Source organism: Novosphingobium sp. KA1, assembly GCF_017309955.1.
Taxonomy (GTDB): domain Bacteria; phylum Pseudomonadota; class Alphaproteobacteria; order Sphingomonadales; family Sphingomonadaceae; genus Novosphingobium.
The window spans coordinates 1,280,215-1,297,526 of the sequence record NZ_CP021248.1; the positions used below are offsets into that span (position 1 = coordinate 1,280,215).

The 17,312-nt window shown below is 68.4% G+C and carries 12 protein-coding genes; 6 read left to right on the plus strand and 6 right to left on the minus strand.

Translation table 11 applies throughout. The features are described 5' to 3' along the window. Window positions 1-18 precede the first annotated feature (18 nt). Together CA833_RS23490 and CA833_RS23495 are read right to left on the minus strand one after the other, a co-directional pair. The gene (locus CA833_RS23490; protein ID WP_207080404.1) at window positions 19-2,802 is read right to left on the minus strand and encodes a TonB-dependent siderophore receptor; all 2,784 of its coding nucleotides are present in this window, start codon (window positions 2,800-2,802) and stop codon (window positions 19-21) included. Window positions 2,803-2,866: 64 nt separating this feature from the next. After that, window positions 2,867-4,018: a mannonate dehydratase gene (locus CA833_RS23495; protein WP_207080405.1), complete on the minus strand. Its 1,152-nt coding sequence runs from the start codon at window positions 4,016-4,018 to the stop codon at window positions 2,867-2,869. Between the two features lie 350 nt (window positions 4,019-4,368). On the opposite strand from CA833_RS23495, the gene kdgD reads away from it, so the two are divergent. Further along, window positions 4,369-5,298 carry a 5-dehydro-4-deoxyglucarate dehydratase gene (kdgD, locus tag CA833_RS23500; protein ID WP_142638505.1) on the plus strand — a complete coding sequence of 310 codons (930 nt, stop codon included), beginning with the start codon at window positions 4,369-4,371 and terminating at the stop codon, window positions 5,296-5,298. 62 nt (window positions 5,299-5,360) lie between these two features. Then, window positions 5,361-6,248: a LysR substrate-binding domain-containing protein gene (locus CA833_RS23505; RefSeq protein WP_142638503.1), complete on the plus strand. Its 888-nt coding sequence runs from the start codon at window positions 5,361-5,363 to the stop codon at window positions 6,246-6,248. A 186-nt stretch (window positions 6,249-6,434) separates the two neighbouring features. On the opposite strand, the gene CA833_RS23510 is transcribed toward CA833_RS23505, so the two are convergent. The 3 genes from CA833_RS23510 to CA833_RS23520 all read right to left on the minus strand — a co-directional run bounded on the left by CA833_RS23510 (window position 6,435) and on the right by CA833_RS23520 (window position 10,447). Next, complete coding sequence (locus CA833_RS23510; protein ID WP_207080406.1) at window positions 6,435-7,772, minus strand: MFS transporter; 1,338 nt, start codon at window positions 7,770-7,772, stop codon at window positions 6,435-6,437. Between the two features lie 106 nt (window positions 7,773-7,878). Continuing rightward, the gene (locus CA833_RS23515) at window positions 7,879-9,189 is read right to left on the minus strand and encodes a PAS domain-containing sensor histidine kinase (protein ID WP_242526451.1); all 1,311 of its coding nucleotides are present in this window, start codon (window positions 9,187-9,189) and stop codon (window positions 7,879-7,881) included. Then, window positions 9,098-10,447 (minus strand): sigma-54 dependent transcriptional regulator, encoded by a 1,350-nt coding sequence (locus CA833_RS23520; protein WP_242526452.1) that lies wholly within the window; start codon window positions 10,445-10,447, stop codon window positions 9,098-9,100. The genes CA833_RS23515 and CA833_RS23520 overlap by 92 nt, the downstream gene beginning before the upstream one ends. A gap of 42 nt (window positions 10,448-10,489) precedes the next feature. On the opposite strand from CA833_RS23520, the gene CA833_RS23525 reads away from it, so the two are divergent. Genes CA833_RS23525 through CA833_RS23540 form a run of 4 tightly spaced genes read left to right on the plus strand, consistent with a single transcriptional unit; the run spans window position 10,490 to window position 16,212 of the window. After that, the gene (locus CA833_RS23525) at window positions 10,490-11,785 is read left to right on the plus strand and encodes an efflux RND transporter periplasmic adaptor subunit (protein WP_242526453.1); all 1,296 of its coding nucleotides are present in this window, start codon (window positions 10,490-10,492) and stop codon (window positions 11,783-11,785) included. A 14-nt stretch (window positions 11,786-11,799) separates the two neighbouring features. Next, window positions 11,800-12,477 (plus strand): ABC transporter ATP-binding protein, encoded by a 678-nt coding sequence (locus CA833_RS23530; protein WP_207080407.1) that lies wholly within the window; start codon window positions 11,800-11,802, stop codon window positions 12,475-12,477. An 11-nt stretch (window positions 12,478-12,488) separates the two neighbouring features. Continuing rightward, entirely contained in the window at window positions 12,489-14,909 is a 2,421-nt protein-coding gene (locus CA833_RS23535; protein WP_207080408.1) for an ABC transporter permease, read from the plus strand. Beyond that, window positions 14,902-16,212: a TolC family outer membrane protein gene (locus CA833_RS23540; RefSeq protein ID WP_207080409.1), complete on the plus strand. Its 1,311-nt coding sequence runs from the start codon at window positions 14,902-14,904 to the stop codon at window positions 16,210-16,212. The genes CA833_RS23535 and CA833_RS23540 overlap by 8 nt, the downstream gene beginning before the upstream one ends. Before the next feature lie 20 nt (window positions 16,213-16,232). On the opposite strand, the gene CA833_RS23545 is transcribed toward CA833_RS23540, so the two are convergent. Next, window positions 16,233-17,234 carry a bile acid:sodium symporter family protein gene (locus tag CA833_RS23545; protein WP_207080410.1) on the minus strand — a complete coding sequence of 334 codons (1,002 nt, stop codon included), beginning with the start codon at window positions 17,232-17,234 and terminating at the stop codon, window positions 16,233-16,235. Window positions 17,235-17,312 lie beyond the last annotated feature (78 nt).

A 17,312-nucleotide genomic window follows, 5' to 3' on the forward strand; every position in this document is an offset into this window, starting at 1 on the left:
ACCGTCTTTATCCGGCCGTCACATCGTGAAGCGCACGCCGACACGGAACGTGCGGCCGATCGCGTCGAAGTCCGAGATGCCCGAAGGACCGTTGGCCACATAGGGATTGATCAGCTGGTTGAAGACGTTGGTGACGCTCAGATAGGCCTCCCAGTCGTGATCGACCGGCAGCTTTGCCGAAATCCGGGTATCGAACAGCACCTGTCCGGCAAAATGGCGCTGCGGCAGATCGCTGACGAGCGTGCTCTTGTCATAGGCGCCGCCACCGATGAAACGCGCCTGGTTAAACAGCGAGACCGCGCCGATGCGCAAGTCCGCCTGCCCGGTCAGGCGCCAGTGCGGCGCGGTGCCGATCTGGCCAGCACGGTCGATCGCCGCGACGCCCGGCGAGCTTTGCTCGTACTTGTCGATATAGTTGCCCAGCAGGCGCGCGGAGATCGCCGCGTCCTTGGCCAGCCAGGGCAGGTTCGAACGGTACCCCGCCTCGAAGTCGATGCCGCGCGTATTGAACGAGGCCAGGTTCTGGGTGACGATGTCGATCTGCGTCAGCACGCCATTGGCATCGCGGCTGATGAGCGCACAGGCCGAGGCGCTGCCGTTGTAGCAATCGTCCATTTCCTGCTGGTACGAAAGCGAGGCGATCGCATCGCGGATCCGGATGTCGTAGTAGTCCGCCGAGACGTTGAAGCCCGGCAGGAACGAGGGCGAATAGACCGCACCGAAGGTCAGCGTATTGGCCACTTCCGGACGCAGGTCGGGATTGCCGCGCACCACCGAGCGGACGTTGGTCGCGGTCGTATTGGTGAACGGATCGTAGACCTGCGGCTGATAGCTGGTGGTGCCGCGCTGGAACAGCTCGTAGAGGCTGGGTGCGCGGATGTCGCGCGAACGGGTGACGCGCAGGCGCAGGTCGTCGTAGAGCTGCCAGGTCAGGCCGGCCTTCCACGTCGTCACCGCGCCGCTGGTGCTGTAATCGGTACGGCGGACCGCGCCGTTGAAGTCCAGCGCCCGGATCAGCGGCAGGTCCTTCAGCAGCGGCACGTCGAGTTCGAGGAAGGCTTCCTTGACGTTGTACTTGCCGCTCTGCGCCTTGGCATTGCCGACGCGGTAGGCGCCTTCGGCATTGGTGATCGGGTTATACGCTTCCGACAAGGGATCGACGACCTGGTTGAAGCTCTGGCGGCGGTATTCGACACCGGCGGCAAAGCCCAGATCGCCTGCCCAGAGCGTAACCGGAGCCCCCGCGATCGAGGCGGCGGCGACGAATTCCTTGAATTTCTGATCGGCGGTATTGGTACCGGTCACGTAGTTCAGGGCGTCGCTGGACACGGTATTGGTGCCGAAGACATTGACCGGAACACAGCCGTTGCCCGGATTGGCCAGCGAGGAACGGCAGACGATGGCGCCGCTGGAAGGATCGACCACGGCATCGGCGGCATTGACGTAATTCGCCTGGATAAGATCGTGGTGGAGCGCCAGATTGCGCTCGTTGCGCGCGGCTTCGGCATAGACGTTCCACTTGAGCCCGCCCAGTACGTTGCCTTCCGCGCCAAGCACGCCGCGTATGGTCTCGTTGGCGACTTTCACGCGGGTGCGCGGCAGGTCGTCGTCATAGCGGCCCATGGTCACGGTGGTGACGCCCGCCTCGTCCATCATTTCGGCCAGCGCGTCCGGCAGATAGGCGTTATCGCGCGAGAGCGTGAGCGCCGTGGTGCCAAGCTGGTTCGAGTAGGAGCCGACCTGGTACGCGTTCCGGGTCTTGCCGTAATTGCCCTCGGCAAAGACGGTGAAGCTGTCGCTCACATCGAAGGCGAGGCGCGAATAGACGATCTTCTTGTCCAGCCCCGCGATCAGCGGCGCGAACTGCGGGCGCGGGCCATCGCCGCCGACCATCGTCGAGCTCGTGACGCTCGTGCCGTAGTTGAATGCGACCGGGTTGCCGCTGGCATCGAACGTCGTGCCCTTCAGCGGGCCGCTGGTGATGAGGCCGCCGAAGTTCGCATTGGCCACACGCACGTCGCAGGCGAAATCGCGCTTGGTGGCAGACCCCGAAGGCAGCGAGATCGGCTGGCAGCTCTTCTGCGAGAACGGACGCGCCAGGCGGTCATCCACGCCCGCATTGCGGAAGTATTCACCGCTGATCAGGAAATGCGCACGGTCGTCGGCAAAACGCGCGCCATAGGCAAGCTCGATCTTCTGCTCGTCGTTGTCGCCGTAGGTCGTGATGCCGCTTTGGATGTTGCCGGTGAGGCCGGTGAACTTCTTGTTGATGATGAAGTTCACCACGCCGCCCACCGCGTCGGAGCCATAGGCCGCCGAGGCGCCGCCGGTCACCACTTCCACGCGCTCGACCAGCGCCTGGGGGAACATGTTGGTGTCCACCTGCCCGCTGCCGTCGCTGGGAATGAAGCGGCGGCCGTCGAACAGGGTCAGCGTGCGGGTGGTGCCGAGGTTACGCAAGTTGAGATAGGCGCCGCCCTGCCCGCTGGAGGTCTGCGCACCGCGCGGGCCTGCCGAGGACGAGAGCGCCGGAAGCTGCTTGAGCGCTTCGCCCAGCGTGGTGGGGGCCGCGGCATTGAGCTGCGCCGCGCTTGTCACCGTCACCGGCGTCGGGCGGTTGAAGCCGGACAGCGGAATGCGGCTGCCGGTCACCACGATATCTTCGGTGGTGACGGAAGCCCCGGAATCCTGCGCATCTGCAGCGGCAGTAGCAGCAGGCGCCGCATCCTGCGCCATCGCTGCCGTGTGGCTGAACAGAGCGAGCGCCGACACCCCGCCAAGGACGGTAAACCGCTTCATCATCTTAGGAAAACTCCCCTCCAAAGGATCTTGTCTGGATCGCCCGCCGGGCGTCGTTCTTGTATTCTCAGGTCAAACGCTGGGCCGATTGCAGCAGGCCGCGTATGTAGCCGTAGCAAAAGGCGAAATTCTCGGCCCGAGGCGTCCACACCGGCTTGCCGTCGACCACTTGCGGGTCGTCCATACCGGGCACGTGATCGGGCATGATCATGCCGTCGTAGCCGACTTCCGCATAAGTCTGGAGCGCGCGGACCATGTCGATGTCGCCCTCGTCCGGGAAACTCTCGTTGAAGCGGTCGCGGTGGCCCTGGATATTGCGGAAGTGGACGTTGAAGATCTTCTTGCGGCTGCCGAACCAGCGGATCACGTCGAAGATCTGGCTGGCCGGATCGGTCAGGTTCTCGCAGACCGATCCCTGGCAGAAATTGAGGCCGTGATAAGGGCTCTCGTTGATCTGGACGAGGCGCTGCAGCCCCTCGACCGTGCCCAGCACATTGGTCACCCCCTGATAGCCGCCGGGCGGGGTGCCGGGGTCTTGCGGGTGGCAGGCGATGCGCACCTTGGTCTCGTTGGCGACCGGCACGATGCGGTCGAGAAAATAGGTGATCCGCTCCCAGAACAGGTCGGCATCGACCACTCCGGCGCGGGTCAGCGGGGTTGCGGGTTTCGCTTTCGACAAGTCCCACGCGAAGTAATGCGAACCGCCGCGCCCCTCGGCAGGCGCGGTGCGCAGCACGCCGAGCAGGCTCATGTTGTACTTCACCGCCGGGATGCCCGCCGCCGCGCAGTTGCGCAGCGTGGTCGCGAAAGCCTCGATGTCGCGGTCGCGCTCGGCCCCGTCGCCCAGCATGATCGCAGGGTGCTTCTCGCGGTCGATGTGGGTCGAGGCCAGCAGGTCCGGCTCCAGCATGTCGAGGCTGAGGCCGTGGCGCTGCGCCATGTCGCGCAGGCGCAGGAGCTCATCGACGGTCGGATAGAGCCGCCCGTCCGCAACCGAGGCGCGGGCACAGATATTGGTGACGCCGAAACGCGCGAAATCGGCAAAGTGTGCCTCGCTGGAGGGCATGCTCTGGCAGCCGAGCTTCATGAGATAGGGCTTGCGGCCCGAAGCGGCAGGCGCAACGGGCCTTGCGGAGCGCGCCGAGACCGCCTGAGCCCCACCGGCCAGCGTCAGCGATGCGCCCGCACCGGCTGCCAGCATGAAGTTCCTGCGATCCATCGTCACTCCCCGCGATTGGCGGCCGGCTGATCGTCCGGCCTGCTCTCTGCTTTGTGCCGCCGTGCTGGCGGTGGAAGGCTCATTGCGGGAATTGTCGCACAAATACCAATGCCAATTCTGGCTTGATCTATGCGGATCGCACACTGACAAACGATTGCCCGCCTGGCGGCGCGAGGCCACAATGCCCGCCAACACGGGCATTCCCGGCGATTACATGCGGTGAAGAATGTCGATCCAGCCAACAAGGGCATCGATCGATTGCCTAATTGGGTTGGACCCGATCCACCCCCTGCCATAACGCCCACTGGCACAAAGGTGTGCCTTACTGTTTTGGAAGAGGTCAGTTCACGATGTTTAGCCCCGTGGAAGTCGGATCGAAGCTGGGGACCGGCCTGCTGTCGTTTCCCGTCACCCATTTCGACGCCGAGGGTCGGTTCCTGGAAGCGGACTATCGCGCGCATTGCGCATGGATGCTGGAGCATGAACTGGCAGGCCTGTTCGCTGCCGGCGGCACGGGCGAGTTCTTCTCGCTGACGCCCGACGAAGTGGGCCAGGTGGTCGCCGCCGCCGTTGCCGAGACCGCCGGGCGCATCCCGGTCATCTCGGGCTGCGGTTATGGCACCGCGATCGCCGCCGACATCGCCCGCAAGGCCGAAAAGGCCGGGGCCGACGGCCTGCTGCTGCTGCCGCCCTATCTCATCGGCTCGAACCAGGAGGGCCTTGCCGCCCATATCGAGGCCGTCTGCCGCGCGACCGGGCTCGCCGTGATCGTCTACAACCGCGACAACGGCATCGTGAACGACGAGACGCTGGCGCGCCTGTGCGAGCGCAATCCCAACCTCGTCGGCTTCAAGGACGGCGTCGGCGACATCGAGCTGATGGCCCGCATCCAGGCCCGCATGGGCGACCGCCTAACCTATATCGGCGGCCTGCCCACTGCCGAGACGTTCGCCACCCCCTATCTGGCGATGGGGGTGACGACCTATTCCTCGGCGATCTTCAACTTCCTGCCCGAATGGGCGCTGCGTTTCTACGCCGCCGTCCGCGCGGGCGACCATGCCTTCGTGGTCGAGCAGCTCAATGCCTTCGTGCTGCCCTACATCGCCCTGCGCAACCGCGGGCGCGGTTATGCGGTGTCGATCGTCAAGGCGGGCATGCGCGCCGTGGGGCGCGATGCCGGGCCGGTGCGCACGCCGCTCGCCGACCTCACCGCCGCCGAGCACGAGGAACTGGCCGCCCTGATCGCGCGCGTAGCGGACGTGGCGCCGGTTGCGGCCTGATCGCTCGATAGCGTGAGTGTCACAGGGTGACAGGCCAGATCGGATGGCCTAGTCGGTTGGCGATGTTCGATCTCAGCCAATTGCGCTGCTTTGTCGCGGCCGCCGAGGAGCTTCATTTCGGCCGCGCCGCGCGGCGACTGAACATGACCCAGTCGCCGCTCAGCCGCCAGATCCAGCTGCTGGAGCGGATCCTCGGCGTCACCCTGCTCGAAAGGACCAGCCGGCAGGTGCAACTGACTCCTGCCGGCAGCGCCTTCCTGATCGAATCCCGCCGTATCCTGCGCCTTGCCGAAGGCGCCGCGCTCGCCGCCCGGCGGATTGCCAAGGGCGATGCCGGGCGCGTGGTGATCGGCTTCACCGCCGCCTCGGGCTACGACCTGCTGCCGCGCATCGTCGCGCAGGCGCTGGCCAAGCTGCCCAACATCGAACTCGAACTGCGCGAGATGGTGACGTCGGAGCAGCTCGACGCGCTGCTGACGGGCCTGATCGACCTCGCCTTCGTGCGCCCGCCGATCGACCGCGCCGAGTTCGACCATGTGCTGATCCACCGCGAGCCGATGCTGGCCGCCCTGCCCTCCGGCGACCCGAGGCAGGCCAAGGCCGCGCTCGACCTTGCGGACTTCGACGAGAAGCCGCTCATCATGTACAGCCGGCAGGGCGCCGGGTATTTCCACGAGATGCTGGTGAAGCTGTTCGCGGAGGCCTCGGTCACGCCCAGCTATGTGCAGCATGTGACGCAGATCCACTCGATGCTCGGCCTCGTGCGCTCGGGCCTTGCCGCCGCCATCGTGCCGGAAGCCGCCAAGAGCCTGCACATGACCGACGTGCACTTGCGCACGATCCGCACGACGCCCGAGGCGCCGGCGGAACTGCTGCTGGCCTGGCACCGCGAGAACGAGAACCCCGCGCTCGACGTGATGCGCCAGCTCTGCTTCGAAACGCTGCTTTGAAAATCCGCTGAAAGCGGATTTTGGCGGCACCGGCCCACTCCCGTCCCGAAGAACACGAAAAGGTCCGGCGGACCTTTTCGCTGAGGGGGCCGACCACCCATCAGGATACACTCGTGGGTGGCCGGGTGGGGGAGTGGGCCGGTGCCGCTACGAAAATGCCCCTCAGGGGCATTTTCCAAACAGGCTTCAATCCGCCAGAGTAACCCGGCGGATCGGCCCGGCAATCACCAGGAAAGCCACGATCGTCAGCAGGCAGTGCAGGCCGACGAAGCCCAGCGCCCAGTCGAACGATCCGGTGGTCGCAACGATGTAGCCGATCACGATCGGCGTCACGATTCCGGCCATGTTGCCGAACATGTTGAACAGCCCATTGGCCACGCCCGACTGCTCACGCGGGGCCACGTCGGACATCACCGCCCAGCCGAGCGAGGCCACGCCCTTGCCGAAGAAGGCCAGCGCCATCAGCGCGATGACCTGCCACTGCGCCTCCACGAAAGCGCAGGCGATGATCGCACTCGCCATGACCATGCCGACCGTCAGCGGCCCTTTGCGGGCAATGTCGAGCGAGCCGGTCCGCTTGAGCAGCGCGTCCGAGGCATAACCGCCGACCAGTCCGCCCGCAAAGCCGCAGAGCGCCGGAACCGCGGCGGCAAAACCGGCCTCGACGATGTTCATGCCGCGTTCGCGCACGAGGTAGATCGGGAACCAGGTCACGAAGAAATAGGTCAGCACATTGATGCAGTACTGGCCGAAATAGATCCCCGCGAGCATGCGGTTGGCGAGCAGGCGGCGCATGTCGCGCAGGCTCGGAGCACGCGCCGCGCGGCCGCCTTCGTCCATATGGATCAGGCCGCCGCCCTGCTCGATCAGGTCGAGTTCGGCGCGGTTCACCGCCGGATGCTGGACGGGGCTGCGGATATAGCGCCAGAACGTGGCCGCTCCGGCAAGGCCGATCGCGCCCATCACCCAGAACACGCTGCGCCAGCCGAAGGAATGGACCAGCCAGCCCATCAGCGGGGCGAAGGCGACCAGCGAGAAATACTGCGCGGAATTGAAGATGGCCGAGGCAGTCCCGCGCTCGCTGCTGGGGAACCAGGCGATCACCAGCCGCGCATTGCCCGGGAACGACGGCGCTTCCGCCGCGCCGACCAGCAGGCGCATGACAAACAGCATCGCAAAGACATGCAGCGCGAAAAGCCCGGCAAATCCCTGAAGCACGGTGAGCAGCGACCACGAAGCGATCGCGATGGTATAGACCTTGCGTGTTCCGAAGCGGTCGAGCAGCAGGCCAGCCGGGATCTGCGCCGCCACATAGGCCCATGCAAAGGCGGACAGGATAAAGCCCGTCTGCACCGCATCGAGCCCCAGTTCGCGCGAGGCCTCGCTACCGGCGATGGAAAACGTGGAGCGGTCCGCGTAGTTGATCGTGGTGATCAGAAAGATCAGCGCAATGATCCGCTGACGCACCCAGGTGGGTTTTTCCGGCCGCTGCACATCCACCTCGGACGCGGCAATACTCTGCATTTCCTTCACGCAAACCCCTCTCCCGCCGGATTTGCAATCGTTTCCCGGTCAGGTGAGAGGGGCTAGGGAATGCGCGGCGGCAAGTCCATCGTGAATGCCGCAGCGATCAAGCCAGAAATTGGCTGCACCCGCGAGGCTCCGGCAGAAGCAGCCGGAAAACCGTCAGATCGCTGCGATAGGTCGACAGCGTGCCGCCGTGGACTTGCGCGATCTGGCGCGCGAGGCTGAGGCCGATGCCGGTCCCATCCGCCTTGGTCGTATGAAACGCCCGGAACACATGCGCCGCGTCCTGCGGGGCGATGCCGTTGCCATTGTCCCGAACCTCCAGGCAGAGCCCGCGATCGGAGCGGCTCACGGCAAGGCCGATCCGGGCATGCTCGCCGCGATCGGCAAGGGCGGCTTCCACCGCATTCTGGATCAGCGCCCACAGCGCCTGGCTGATCTGGTCCCGGTCCATCGGCCAGCAAAGGCCCGGCGCGGCATCGACGCAGAACGCCACCTGCGGCCAGCGTCCGGCGAACAGGCGCGTGAGGTCCTCCAGCAACTGATCGAGCGCCACCGGGCGCAACTGCGGCGGCGGCAGACGGGCGAGAATGCGGTAGGCCTCGACAAACCGCTGCAACCCTTCCGCCTGCCGGGCCAGCGTGCCGAGGATTTCGCGCAGCAGCGCCGTGTCGGGCGCGGGGCCATCGGGAGAGGGGCCGGCGGCAGCGGGGCCAGCAGCAGCAGGGCCAGCGATCGCGGCAACGCCGCTGTCCGCCAGCGACACGATCGGCGCCAGGCCGTTCAGAAGTTCGTGACCCAGGACCTGGATCATCTCGGCGGTCGCGCGCGCCTCGGCGGCGTTTTCCTCCTGTTCGATGTCGATCAGGGCAACGACGGTGCGGCCTTCGGCGGGAAGCACCACCCGGTCCAGCCGCCAGTTGCGGCCCGCGTGGCGCCAGTGGCCGCAAGCGCCATCGGCAAGCGCGGCGGGCATCGGCAGAACCTTGTCATCCGTCGCGAAAAGACGCCGCGCCGCACGGTTGAGCGCGCGCGCCGCCTCCCCCTCGATGGCGAGCATCGGGGTCGGCGCCGCATCGAGCAGCAGGCGATGCAAGCCCGCCTCACCCGCCTCCGCATCGAGTTCCGCCGCCGCCGCTGGCACGTTGCCGCGCCCGGTCCGCCAGACCTGCAGCAGGATGATCCAGGCCGCGACCAGCCCAGCCCCGGTAAAGCTGCCCCACATCGCCCGGTGCCAGGCCTCGCAGGCCGCCACGCCGCTGAGGGCAAGCCCGATCCCGCTCACCAATGCCCGCCATCCCGGCGGGCCCTGCAGGAACGGCCTAGAGCCCATGGCGCGCCATGCGGCGATAGAGCGCACCCCGGCTGAGCCCCAGCGCGGCGGCAGCGTGGGTGACGTTGTGGCGATGCTCACGCAAGGCGGCCTCGATCATCGCCCGTTCGGCATCGGTCAGGTCGAAACTGGCGTCGGCGCCTTCGGCAAGCCGCGGCGCCGCCAGTGTGGCCGGTGCGGCCAGTGCGGCTGCATCGATGGTCCCGTCCTCGGCCAGCAGCACCGCCCGCTCGACCGCCAGCGCCAGGCCGCGCACCTCGTCGTCCCAGCATGTCGCGGCGATCGCCGCTTCCGCCGCCGCCGTCAGCCGGGGGGACGGACGCGCGAAACGCTCCGCGGCAAGGCGCGCAAAATGGCGCGCCAGCAGCACGGCGTCGCCTTCCCGCTGCGCAAGCGGGGGGACCGCGATCTCGACCGTCGCGATCCGCCGCCGCATGGCCGGGGTCAAGCCGCCGAGGTCGTCGACGATGGCGATGCAGCGCAGCTGCGGCGGCAGGCGGTCGAGCAGGCGGGCCTGTTCCACTTCGTCCAGCCGGTCGGGATGGCGCAGGATCACCGTTCCCGGCCCCTGCGGCAGACCGGCCCAGGCGCTCCCGTCGCGCAGGTCGATCCGCGCCGCCTCGCCACCGCCATGCGCCGAGGCGGCATGGAGCGCCAGCGCGGTGAGCATGCGCCCACTGCCAGAGGGCCCGGTCACGGTCACCCCGGCCGGTGTCGGCGCGACCCGCCGGACCAGATCGCGCAGGCCTTGCATCACCGCGCTTTCCCCCAGCAGCCCGACCGGACCGGCCGCGCCGGAACTGGAACTGGCGCCCCCGCCCGCTACCGCGCCTGCTCCCCCGCCTGCTACCGCCCCCGGCCCCACCGACGGTCCGCGCGCGATGGCGGCCTCCACTTTGGCCATGAGGTCGCCGTTGCGCCAGGGCTTCATCACGAAGTCCCGCGCCCCGGCCTGCATCGCCGCGACGGCGATACGGATGCCGCTATGCGCGGTGATGACCAGCACGCATGCCCCCGGATCGTCCGCGATGATCCGCGTGAGCAGGGCCAGCCCCTCCTCCCCGCTCGACTGGCCGGGGGTGAAATTCATGTCGAGCAGGATCGCATCGAAGCGGCGGCCGGCGAGGCGCGACAACGCCTCTTCCGGCCCGCTGGCGGTCTCGATCCGGCGCCCCGCCACGCGAAAGGCGATCTGCATGGCGCCCGCCACGGCAGGATTGTCATCGACCAGCAGGATCGCGCTGTCGCTTGACAGTCCCCCGGAGTGTCCATTTTCGGACACCATGTCCGCCTGCGGACGGCCATCGGCGCTGCGCCCTTCAAAAAGTCCAGCATTCATCGATGTTTAGGCTTTCAAGCAGAGTTGAGGGACACTGTCCTCATGATGACCGAACAGCCCGCACATGCAACTGTTTCCCCCGAGGCGGCGCCCGGCGCCCTGATGGACCGCAAGGTGGAACGCCGCCGCCCGCCGCTGTGGCGGCGGCCCATGGTGCTGGCGATCGCCGGGGGCGCGGTTGCCGCGGTCCTGCTGTGGCGCATGCTGCCGGCCAGCGGATCCACCGACATCGCCGCCGCCCAGATCGAGATCGGCACCGCGACCCGCGCGCCTTTTGCGGACTACCTGCCGGTGCGCGCGACGGTCGCTCCCAAAGTGACGACGCTGGTCGGGGTGCTCTCCGGCGGGCAGGTCGAGAAACTGCTGGTGCAGGACGGCGCCATGGTTTCGGCAGGCCAGCCGCTGGCCGTGCTCGCCAACCCCGAACTGCGGCTCGACGTGCTGACCCGCGAGGCGCAGATCGCCAGCCAGCTGGGCGGCGTGGCGGGCGAGAACCTGGGGATCGAGCGCAACCGCATCGACCGCGCCGGGCAGGTCGCCCAGGCCAATTACGACCTCATCCGGGCGCGCCGCGAACTCGCCATCCGCCAGCAGCTCTACGATCAGGGCTACCTCTCCGACGCGGGCGTGCGCAGCTACGCCGAAGAGGCCGCCTACCAGCAGAAGCGGCTGGCCCAGCTGCAATCGGGCAGCACCCGCGAGGCCGGGATCACCGCCACCCAGGGCGCCCGCCTCAACGACACCCGCGCGCGCCTTGAAAGCAATCTTGCCGCCGTGCGCGCCAGCCTCGATGCGCTGACGATCCGCGCGCCCATGGGCGGACGCCTCACCAACTTCACGATCCAGCCCGGACAGGCGCTGAAACCGGGCGACCCGGCCGGGCAGGTCGACAGCGAAGGCTCCTGGAAGCTGACCGCCGATGTCGACGAATATTACCTGCGCCGCGTGGCTCCCGGCCAGAAGGCGGTGGCCGAAGGCGCGCGCCTGACCGTCTCGAAAGTGCTGCCCGCCGTGAAGGACGGGCGTTTCCGCGCCGAGCTGGACTTCGTCGGCGCCCCGCCTGCCGGGCTCAACCGGGGGCAGACGGTCGACATCCGCATCACCCTGGGCAGCACCGCCCCGGCACTGGTCGCCCCGGTCGGCGGCTGGCTGGAGGCAGGTGCCGGCACCTCGGTCTTCGTGCTCGACGCCGACGGTGCCCATGCCCGCCGCCGCACTGTGAAGACCGGCCGCCGCAATCCCGAGCAGGTCGAGATCCTGTCCGGCCTCCAGCCGGGCGAGCGCATCGTCACATCCAACACCGCGTCGATCACCGGCGACATCCTCAATCTTCGGTAACAGGGAACATCCACATGATCCGACTGGAACAGATCCAGCGCCGCTACGTCTCGGACGAAGTCGAGACGACGGCCCTGCGCGACATCGACCTCGCGGTCGCCGCCGGCGAATTCCTGGCCGTGATGGGGCCCTCGGGCTGCGGCAAGTCCACCCTGCTCAACACGCTGGGCACCGTCGACCGCCCGACCTCGGGACGCTACCTGTTCGGCGACCAGGACCTGGCCGCGATGGGCGAGAAGGCGCTCGCCCGGTTTCGCGGGGCGATGCTCGGTTTCGTGTTCCAGAGCTTCAACCTGATCGACGAGCTGACGATCGAGGAAAACGTCGCCCTCGGCCTTGCCTACCGGGCCAACGGCGGGGATCGCCGCGCCCGGGTCTCGCAGGCGATGGACAAAGTCGGCATCGCCCACCGCGCCCGCCACTTCCCGCACCAGCTGTCGGGCGGCCAGCAGCAGCGCGCCGCGATCGCCCGCGCCATCGTCGGCGATCCGAAGCTGATCCTGGCCGACGAACCGACCGGCAATCTCGACACGGCCAACGGCGAGCAGGTGATGAACATCCTGCAGGCGCTCAACGAGGAAGGCGCCACCATCGTCATGGTCACCCACTCGCCAAGCCATGCCGACATGGCCCGGCGCCGCATCGACATGCTGGACGGGCGCATCGTCGCCTCGGCCATGCGCGCGATCTGAAGGGGCCTGCCATGAACCGCTTCGCGCTGCTTTCGCTCTACCGCTCGCTCACCCGCCACAAGCTCTATGCCGCGCTCAACGTCGGCGGGCTGGCGGTGGGCATCGCGGTGTTCCTGGTCCTCGGGCTCTATGCCCGGTTCGAGACCAGCTACGAGACATGGCTGCCCCGCCATGACCGCGTCTACGTGGCGCAGACCGTCTGGAACCTGCCGGAAAGCCCGTTCAACGGCGCCTATCCCTACACGATGGGCGGCCTGCTCGAACAGCTGCGCGAGGACTTTCCCGGGGTCGTCGGCACCCGCATCCGGGGCGGCCGGAACGGCGGCACGGTCATTCGCGGCGGGGTCGCCACATCGGCCGACGTCGCGCAGGTCGACGCCTCGTTCTTCGATGTCTTCGACCTGCCGATGGTGCGCGGCAGCGGCAGCGCGCTGCGCCAGCCCGCCAACGTCCTCATCAGCGAGACGCTGGCGCGCCGGTATTTCGGCACCAGCGATCCCATCGGCCAGACCCTGACCATCGCCGTGGACAAGGCCGTCAACTACCGCGTCGCCGGTGTCTTCCGCGACCTGCCCGCCAACAGCGACTTGCGGATTTCGCTGCTGGTGCCGCTGCCCGCCACGCCGCCCTCGGAGCAATGGTTCCACTGGGGCAGTTCCTCGCTCCAGACCTTCCTGCGCTTCGACACGCCCCAGGCCGCACGCGCGTTCGAGCAGAAGCTGCCGCCCTTCGTCGACCGGCGCGGCCTCGCCGACATGGGCAAGGATGCCTCCAAGATCCAGCAAATCACGCTGCTCCCGCTCACCCGGATGCATCTGGAACCGGCCGGGTCGGCCAGCGCCAGCGCCAAGATCACCGTGGTGACGCTGGCCATCGTCGGCCTGCTCACCCTGCTGGTGGCGATCGTCAACTACGTCAACCTGGCGACCGCGCGCGCCAACTTGCGCGCCCGCGAAGTGGCCATGCGCAAGGTCCTGGGCGCGGACCGGCGGGCCCTGGTGCGCCAGTTCCTCGGCGAGGCAGTGCTGACCGTGGGCATCGCCGCGCTGCTCGGCCTCATTCTCGCCGAACTCAGCCTGCCGCTGGTCAATGCGGCTGGCGGCCTCTCGCTGACCATCCCTTATGCGCTGGTGGTGCCCGCGCTGATGGTGCTGACGCTGGTCGTCGGCCTGCTGGCGGGCTTCTACCCGGCGCTGCTGCTCTCCCGCTATCCGGCGGCCAGCGTGCTGGCCTCCGCCCGCTCGCCCGGCGGCGGGCGCGTCGGCACCCGCGTGCGCGAGGGACTGGTGGTGCTCCAGTTCGGCCTCGCCATCGCCTTCATGGTCGGCACCGCGGTGCTGGTCGCGCAGACCCGCCATGTCCGCCAGTCCGACCTCGGTTTCCAGCGCGAGGGGCTGATGCTGCTGCTCTCCACCCGCGACAGTCTGGTCGGCGCGGACCGGACCCGCATGATCGCCGCCGCGATCCGCGACCTGCCCTCGGTGCGCAGCGCCGCGATCGGCAACAATGCGGCGGGCGGCAGCGGCGAGGACAATGCCGACAACGTCCCTCTCCCCGGTGTTGCCGGTGACGGGCCGTCGCTGCGCTGGATCATCACCGGGCCCGATTTCTTCAAGGTCTACGGCGCCCGCGTCCTGGCCGGGCGCGTGTTCGACGCGGCGCACCGCGACGACGACGCACTGGCGCGCGACATGGCCAGCGGCATCAACATCGTGATCAACCGCCAGGCCGTGTCGACGCTGGGCTTCCGCTCGCCGCAGGAGGCGATCGGCAAGACCGTCGGCGGAAAGCGCCCGCGCACGATCATCGGCGTGGTCGAGGACATGCGCTTCTTTTCCCCGCGCCAGCCCAACAGCGCGACCTATTATGTCTATTACAGCCAGCCGGAGAAGGCCCTCACGGCGGTCGTCTCGATCCGCTACACCGGCGATCCGCGCGTGACGATGGATGCCCTGCGCACGATCTGGCAGCGCAGCGTGCCGCAAGTGCCGTTCGAGGCGGCGACCGCCGATACCCAGCTTACCAAGTTCTACGAGGCGGACGACCGGGCGACCCGGCTCTTCGCGATCGGCGCGGGGCTGGCGGTGCTGATCGGCTGCGTCGGGCTCTGGGGGCTGGCCTCGTACAATACCCAGATGCGGATCAAGGAAATCGGCATCCGCAAGACGCTGGGCGCCTCCTCGGCCGACATCGCAAGGCTGCTGGTCGGCCAGTTCCTGCGGCCGGTGCTGCTTGCCAATCTCGTGGCCTGGCCGCTGGCCTTTGTCGCCATGCGGACATGGCTGACCGGCTTCGACGACCGCGTGGCGCTCTCGCCGCTGTTCTTCATCGGCGGCAGCGTCCTGGCGACGGTGATCGCGGTGCTGACGGTGCTGGGGCAATCGCTGCGTGCCAGCCGCGCGGCTCCGGCCTGGGCGCTGCGCCATGAGTAGGCGCACCCTGTCCTGCGGGGCGGCCCAGTGTGTGGCCCGGTGTGCGCCCCTGCTGCCCGCCCTGCTGCTCCTTTCGCCGTTCATCCCGCCGTTGATCCCACGGGCCTCGGCCGAGACCCTCGGCGAGGCCATCGCCGCGGCCTACGAGACCAACCCGCAACTGGCCGCCGCCCGCGCCCGGCAGGAAGCGCTTGCCGAGACGCCCGAGCAGGAACGCGCGCTGGCGCGGCCCACGCTGTCGGTCGAGGGCAATGGCGGGTACGACCGGCAGGGCTACGGCAAGGCGGCCTCGCTCACCGCGAACCTCGCCCTGCCGATCTGGACCGGCGGCCGCGTGTCCTCGGCCCTGCGCGCGGCCAACGGCGACGTCGCCGCCGGCGAGCAGGCCCTGCGCGACAGCGAGGCCGCCATCCTGCAGGGCGTGGTCTCCGCCTATGCCGCGCTGCTCTACAACCAGCAGGCCGTGGAAGTCGCCCGCGTCGGCATCCAGCGGCTCGACACGCAAGTGGCCGAGACCCGCGCCCGCTACGACCTCGGACAGGCGACCCGCACCGACGTCGCGCAGCTCGAGGCGCAGCGCGCCACCGTCGTCGCCAACCTCGCCGATGCCGAAGGCGCGCTGGCCACGGCGGAGGCGACGTACCGCGCGGCGGTGGGGCACGACGCGGGCACGCTGGTGCCCGATGTGCCGCCGCCGGCGGCGCTACCGGCGAGCAGGGACGAGGCGCGGCGCGCGGCGGAAGCTGCCAATCCCGCCCTGCTCCAGCAACGCCTCGCGGTGGCCGCTTCGGCGGCGCGGATCGACCGGGCGCGGGCGGAAGGCGCCCCCTCGATCGATCTGGGCGGTGCGCTGGGGCGGGGCGAGCGCTGGACGGACGGCAGGCTCGACGATTTCGAGAATGCCGCTTCGGTGGGGATCACACTGCGGGTCCCCCTGCTGACCGGCGGCCTCGTCGCGTCGCGGGTGCGCCAGGCGGAAGCGAACAACCGTGCCGAGCGGTTTCAGGCCGATGCCGCCGAGCGCGACGCCATGCGCGGCGCCGACACCGCCTGGGCCGCGCTGAATGCAGCCGGGGCGCGCCTGCGCGCCAACACCGAGGGGCTGGCCGCCGCCGACCTTGCGCTCAAGGGGGTGCGGGCGGAATATGCATTCGGCCTGCGTTCGACTGTCGACATCCTTGTCGCCGACCAGAGCCTGCGCGCCGCCCAGCTGGCCGTCGCCCTCGCGAAATCGGACGTCCTGGTGGCTGAGGCCGGCTTGCTGCGGGCAGTGGGACGGCTGGGGCGCACGGCCTACGAGTAATCCCCCAGCCTGCCACCCGCTCATGGTAGCCTGCGGGCGCCTTGCAAAGCGGAGTCCTGGCGCCGGCCGTAGCGCCGCGCCAGCCCCGCGCAGACGAACAGCTGGGCCTGATGGAACAGCATCAGCGGCAGCACGATCAGGCCCACGGCATGGCCGGGAAACAGGATCGCCGCCATCGGGATGCCGCCCGCCATGCTCTTTTTCGATCCGCAGAACACGATGGCGATCTCGTCCTCCTTCGAGAAGGCCAGCGCCCGGCTGGCCCAGGTGGTGACAAGCAGGACCAGTGCCAGAACCGCCAGGTCGATCAGCAGCACGAGCGCGATGCTGGCGGGCGAAAGCTGGTGCCAGATCCCGGCCACCATGCCCGCGCTGAAGGCGGCATAGACCACCACCAGCACCGATCCGCGATCGACGACCGCGGTCAGCAGCGCATGACGGGAGAGCCAGGCGCCGATCCACGGGCGCAGGGCCTGTCCCACCGCGAAGGGCAGCAGAATCTGCAGCGCGATGTCCTCCAGCGCCTGCAGCGAAAAGCCGCCGCTGGCCGCTGGCAGCAATTGCGAGACGAGGATCGGCGTCAGGAACACGCCCAGCACGTTGGACAGCGAGGCGCTGCACAGCGCGCCGGGCACGTTGCCGCGCGCGATCGCGGTGAAGGCAATGGAGGATTGCACGGTCGAGGGCAGCAGGCAGAGGAACAGCAGCCCGGTGACGATATCGCCCGGCAGGTGGCCCCGCAGCAGCAGCGTCATGACGATGCCGATCAGCGGGAACAGCATGTAGGTGCTGGCAAAGATCAGCGCCTGCAACCGCCAGTGCGACAGTCCCGACCAGATCGCCTGCGGTTTCAGCCGCGCCCCGTAGAGCAGGAACAGCAGGGCGACGGCAAGGTTGACCGCCCGGTCGACCACCCCGCTCGCCCGCCCCGTCGCAGGCATCAGCGCGGCAAGCGCAACGGTGCCGATCAGCAAGAGCAGGTAGGGATCGAGGCGGGAACGGATCGTCGTCAGCAGGGCCATGGAAAGTCTCGTCTGGGAAGACGGCCCATCTGCGCTTGCGGGCAATGATCGACAATCCCGATAGCCACGATAACACTT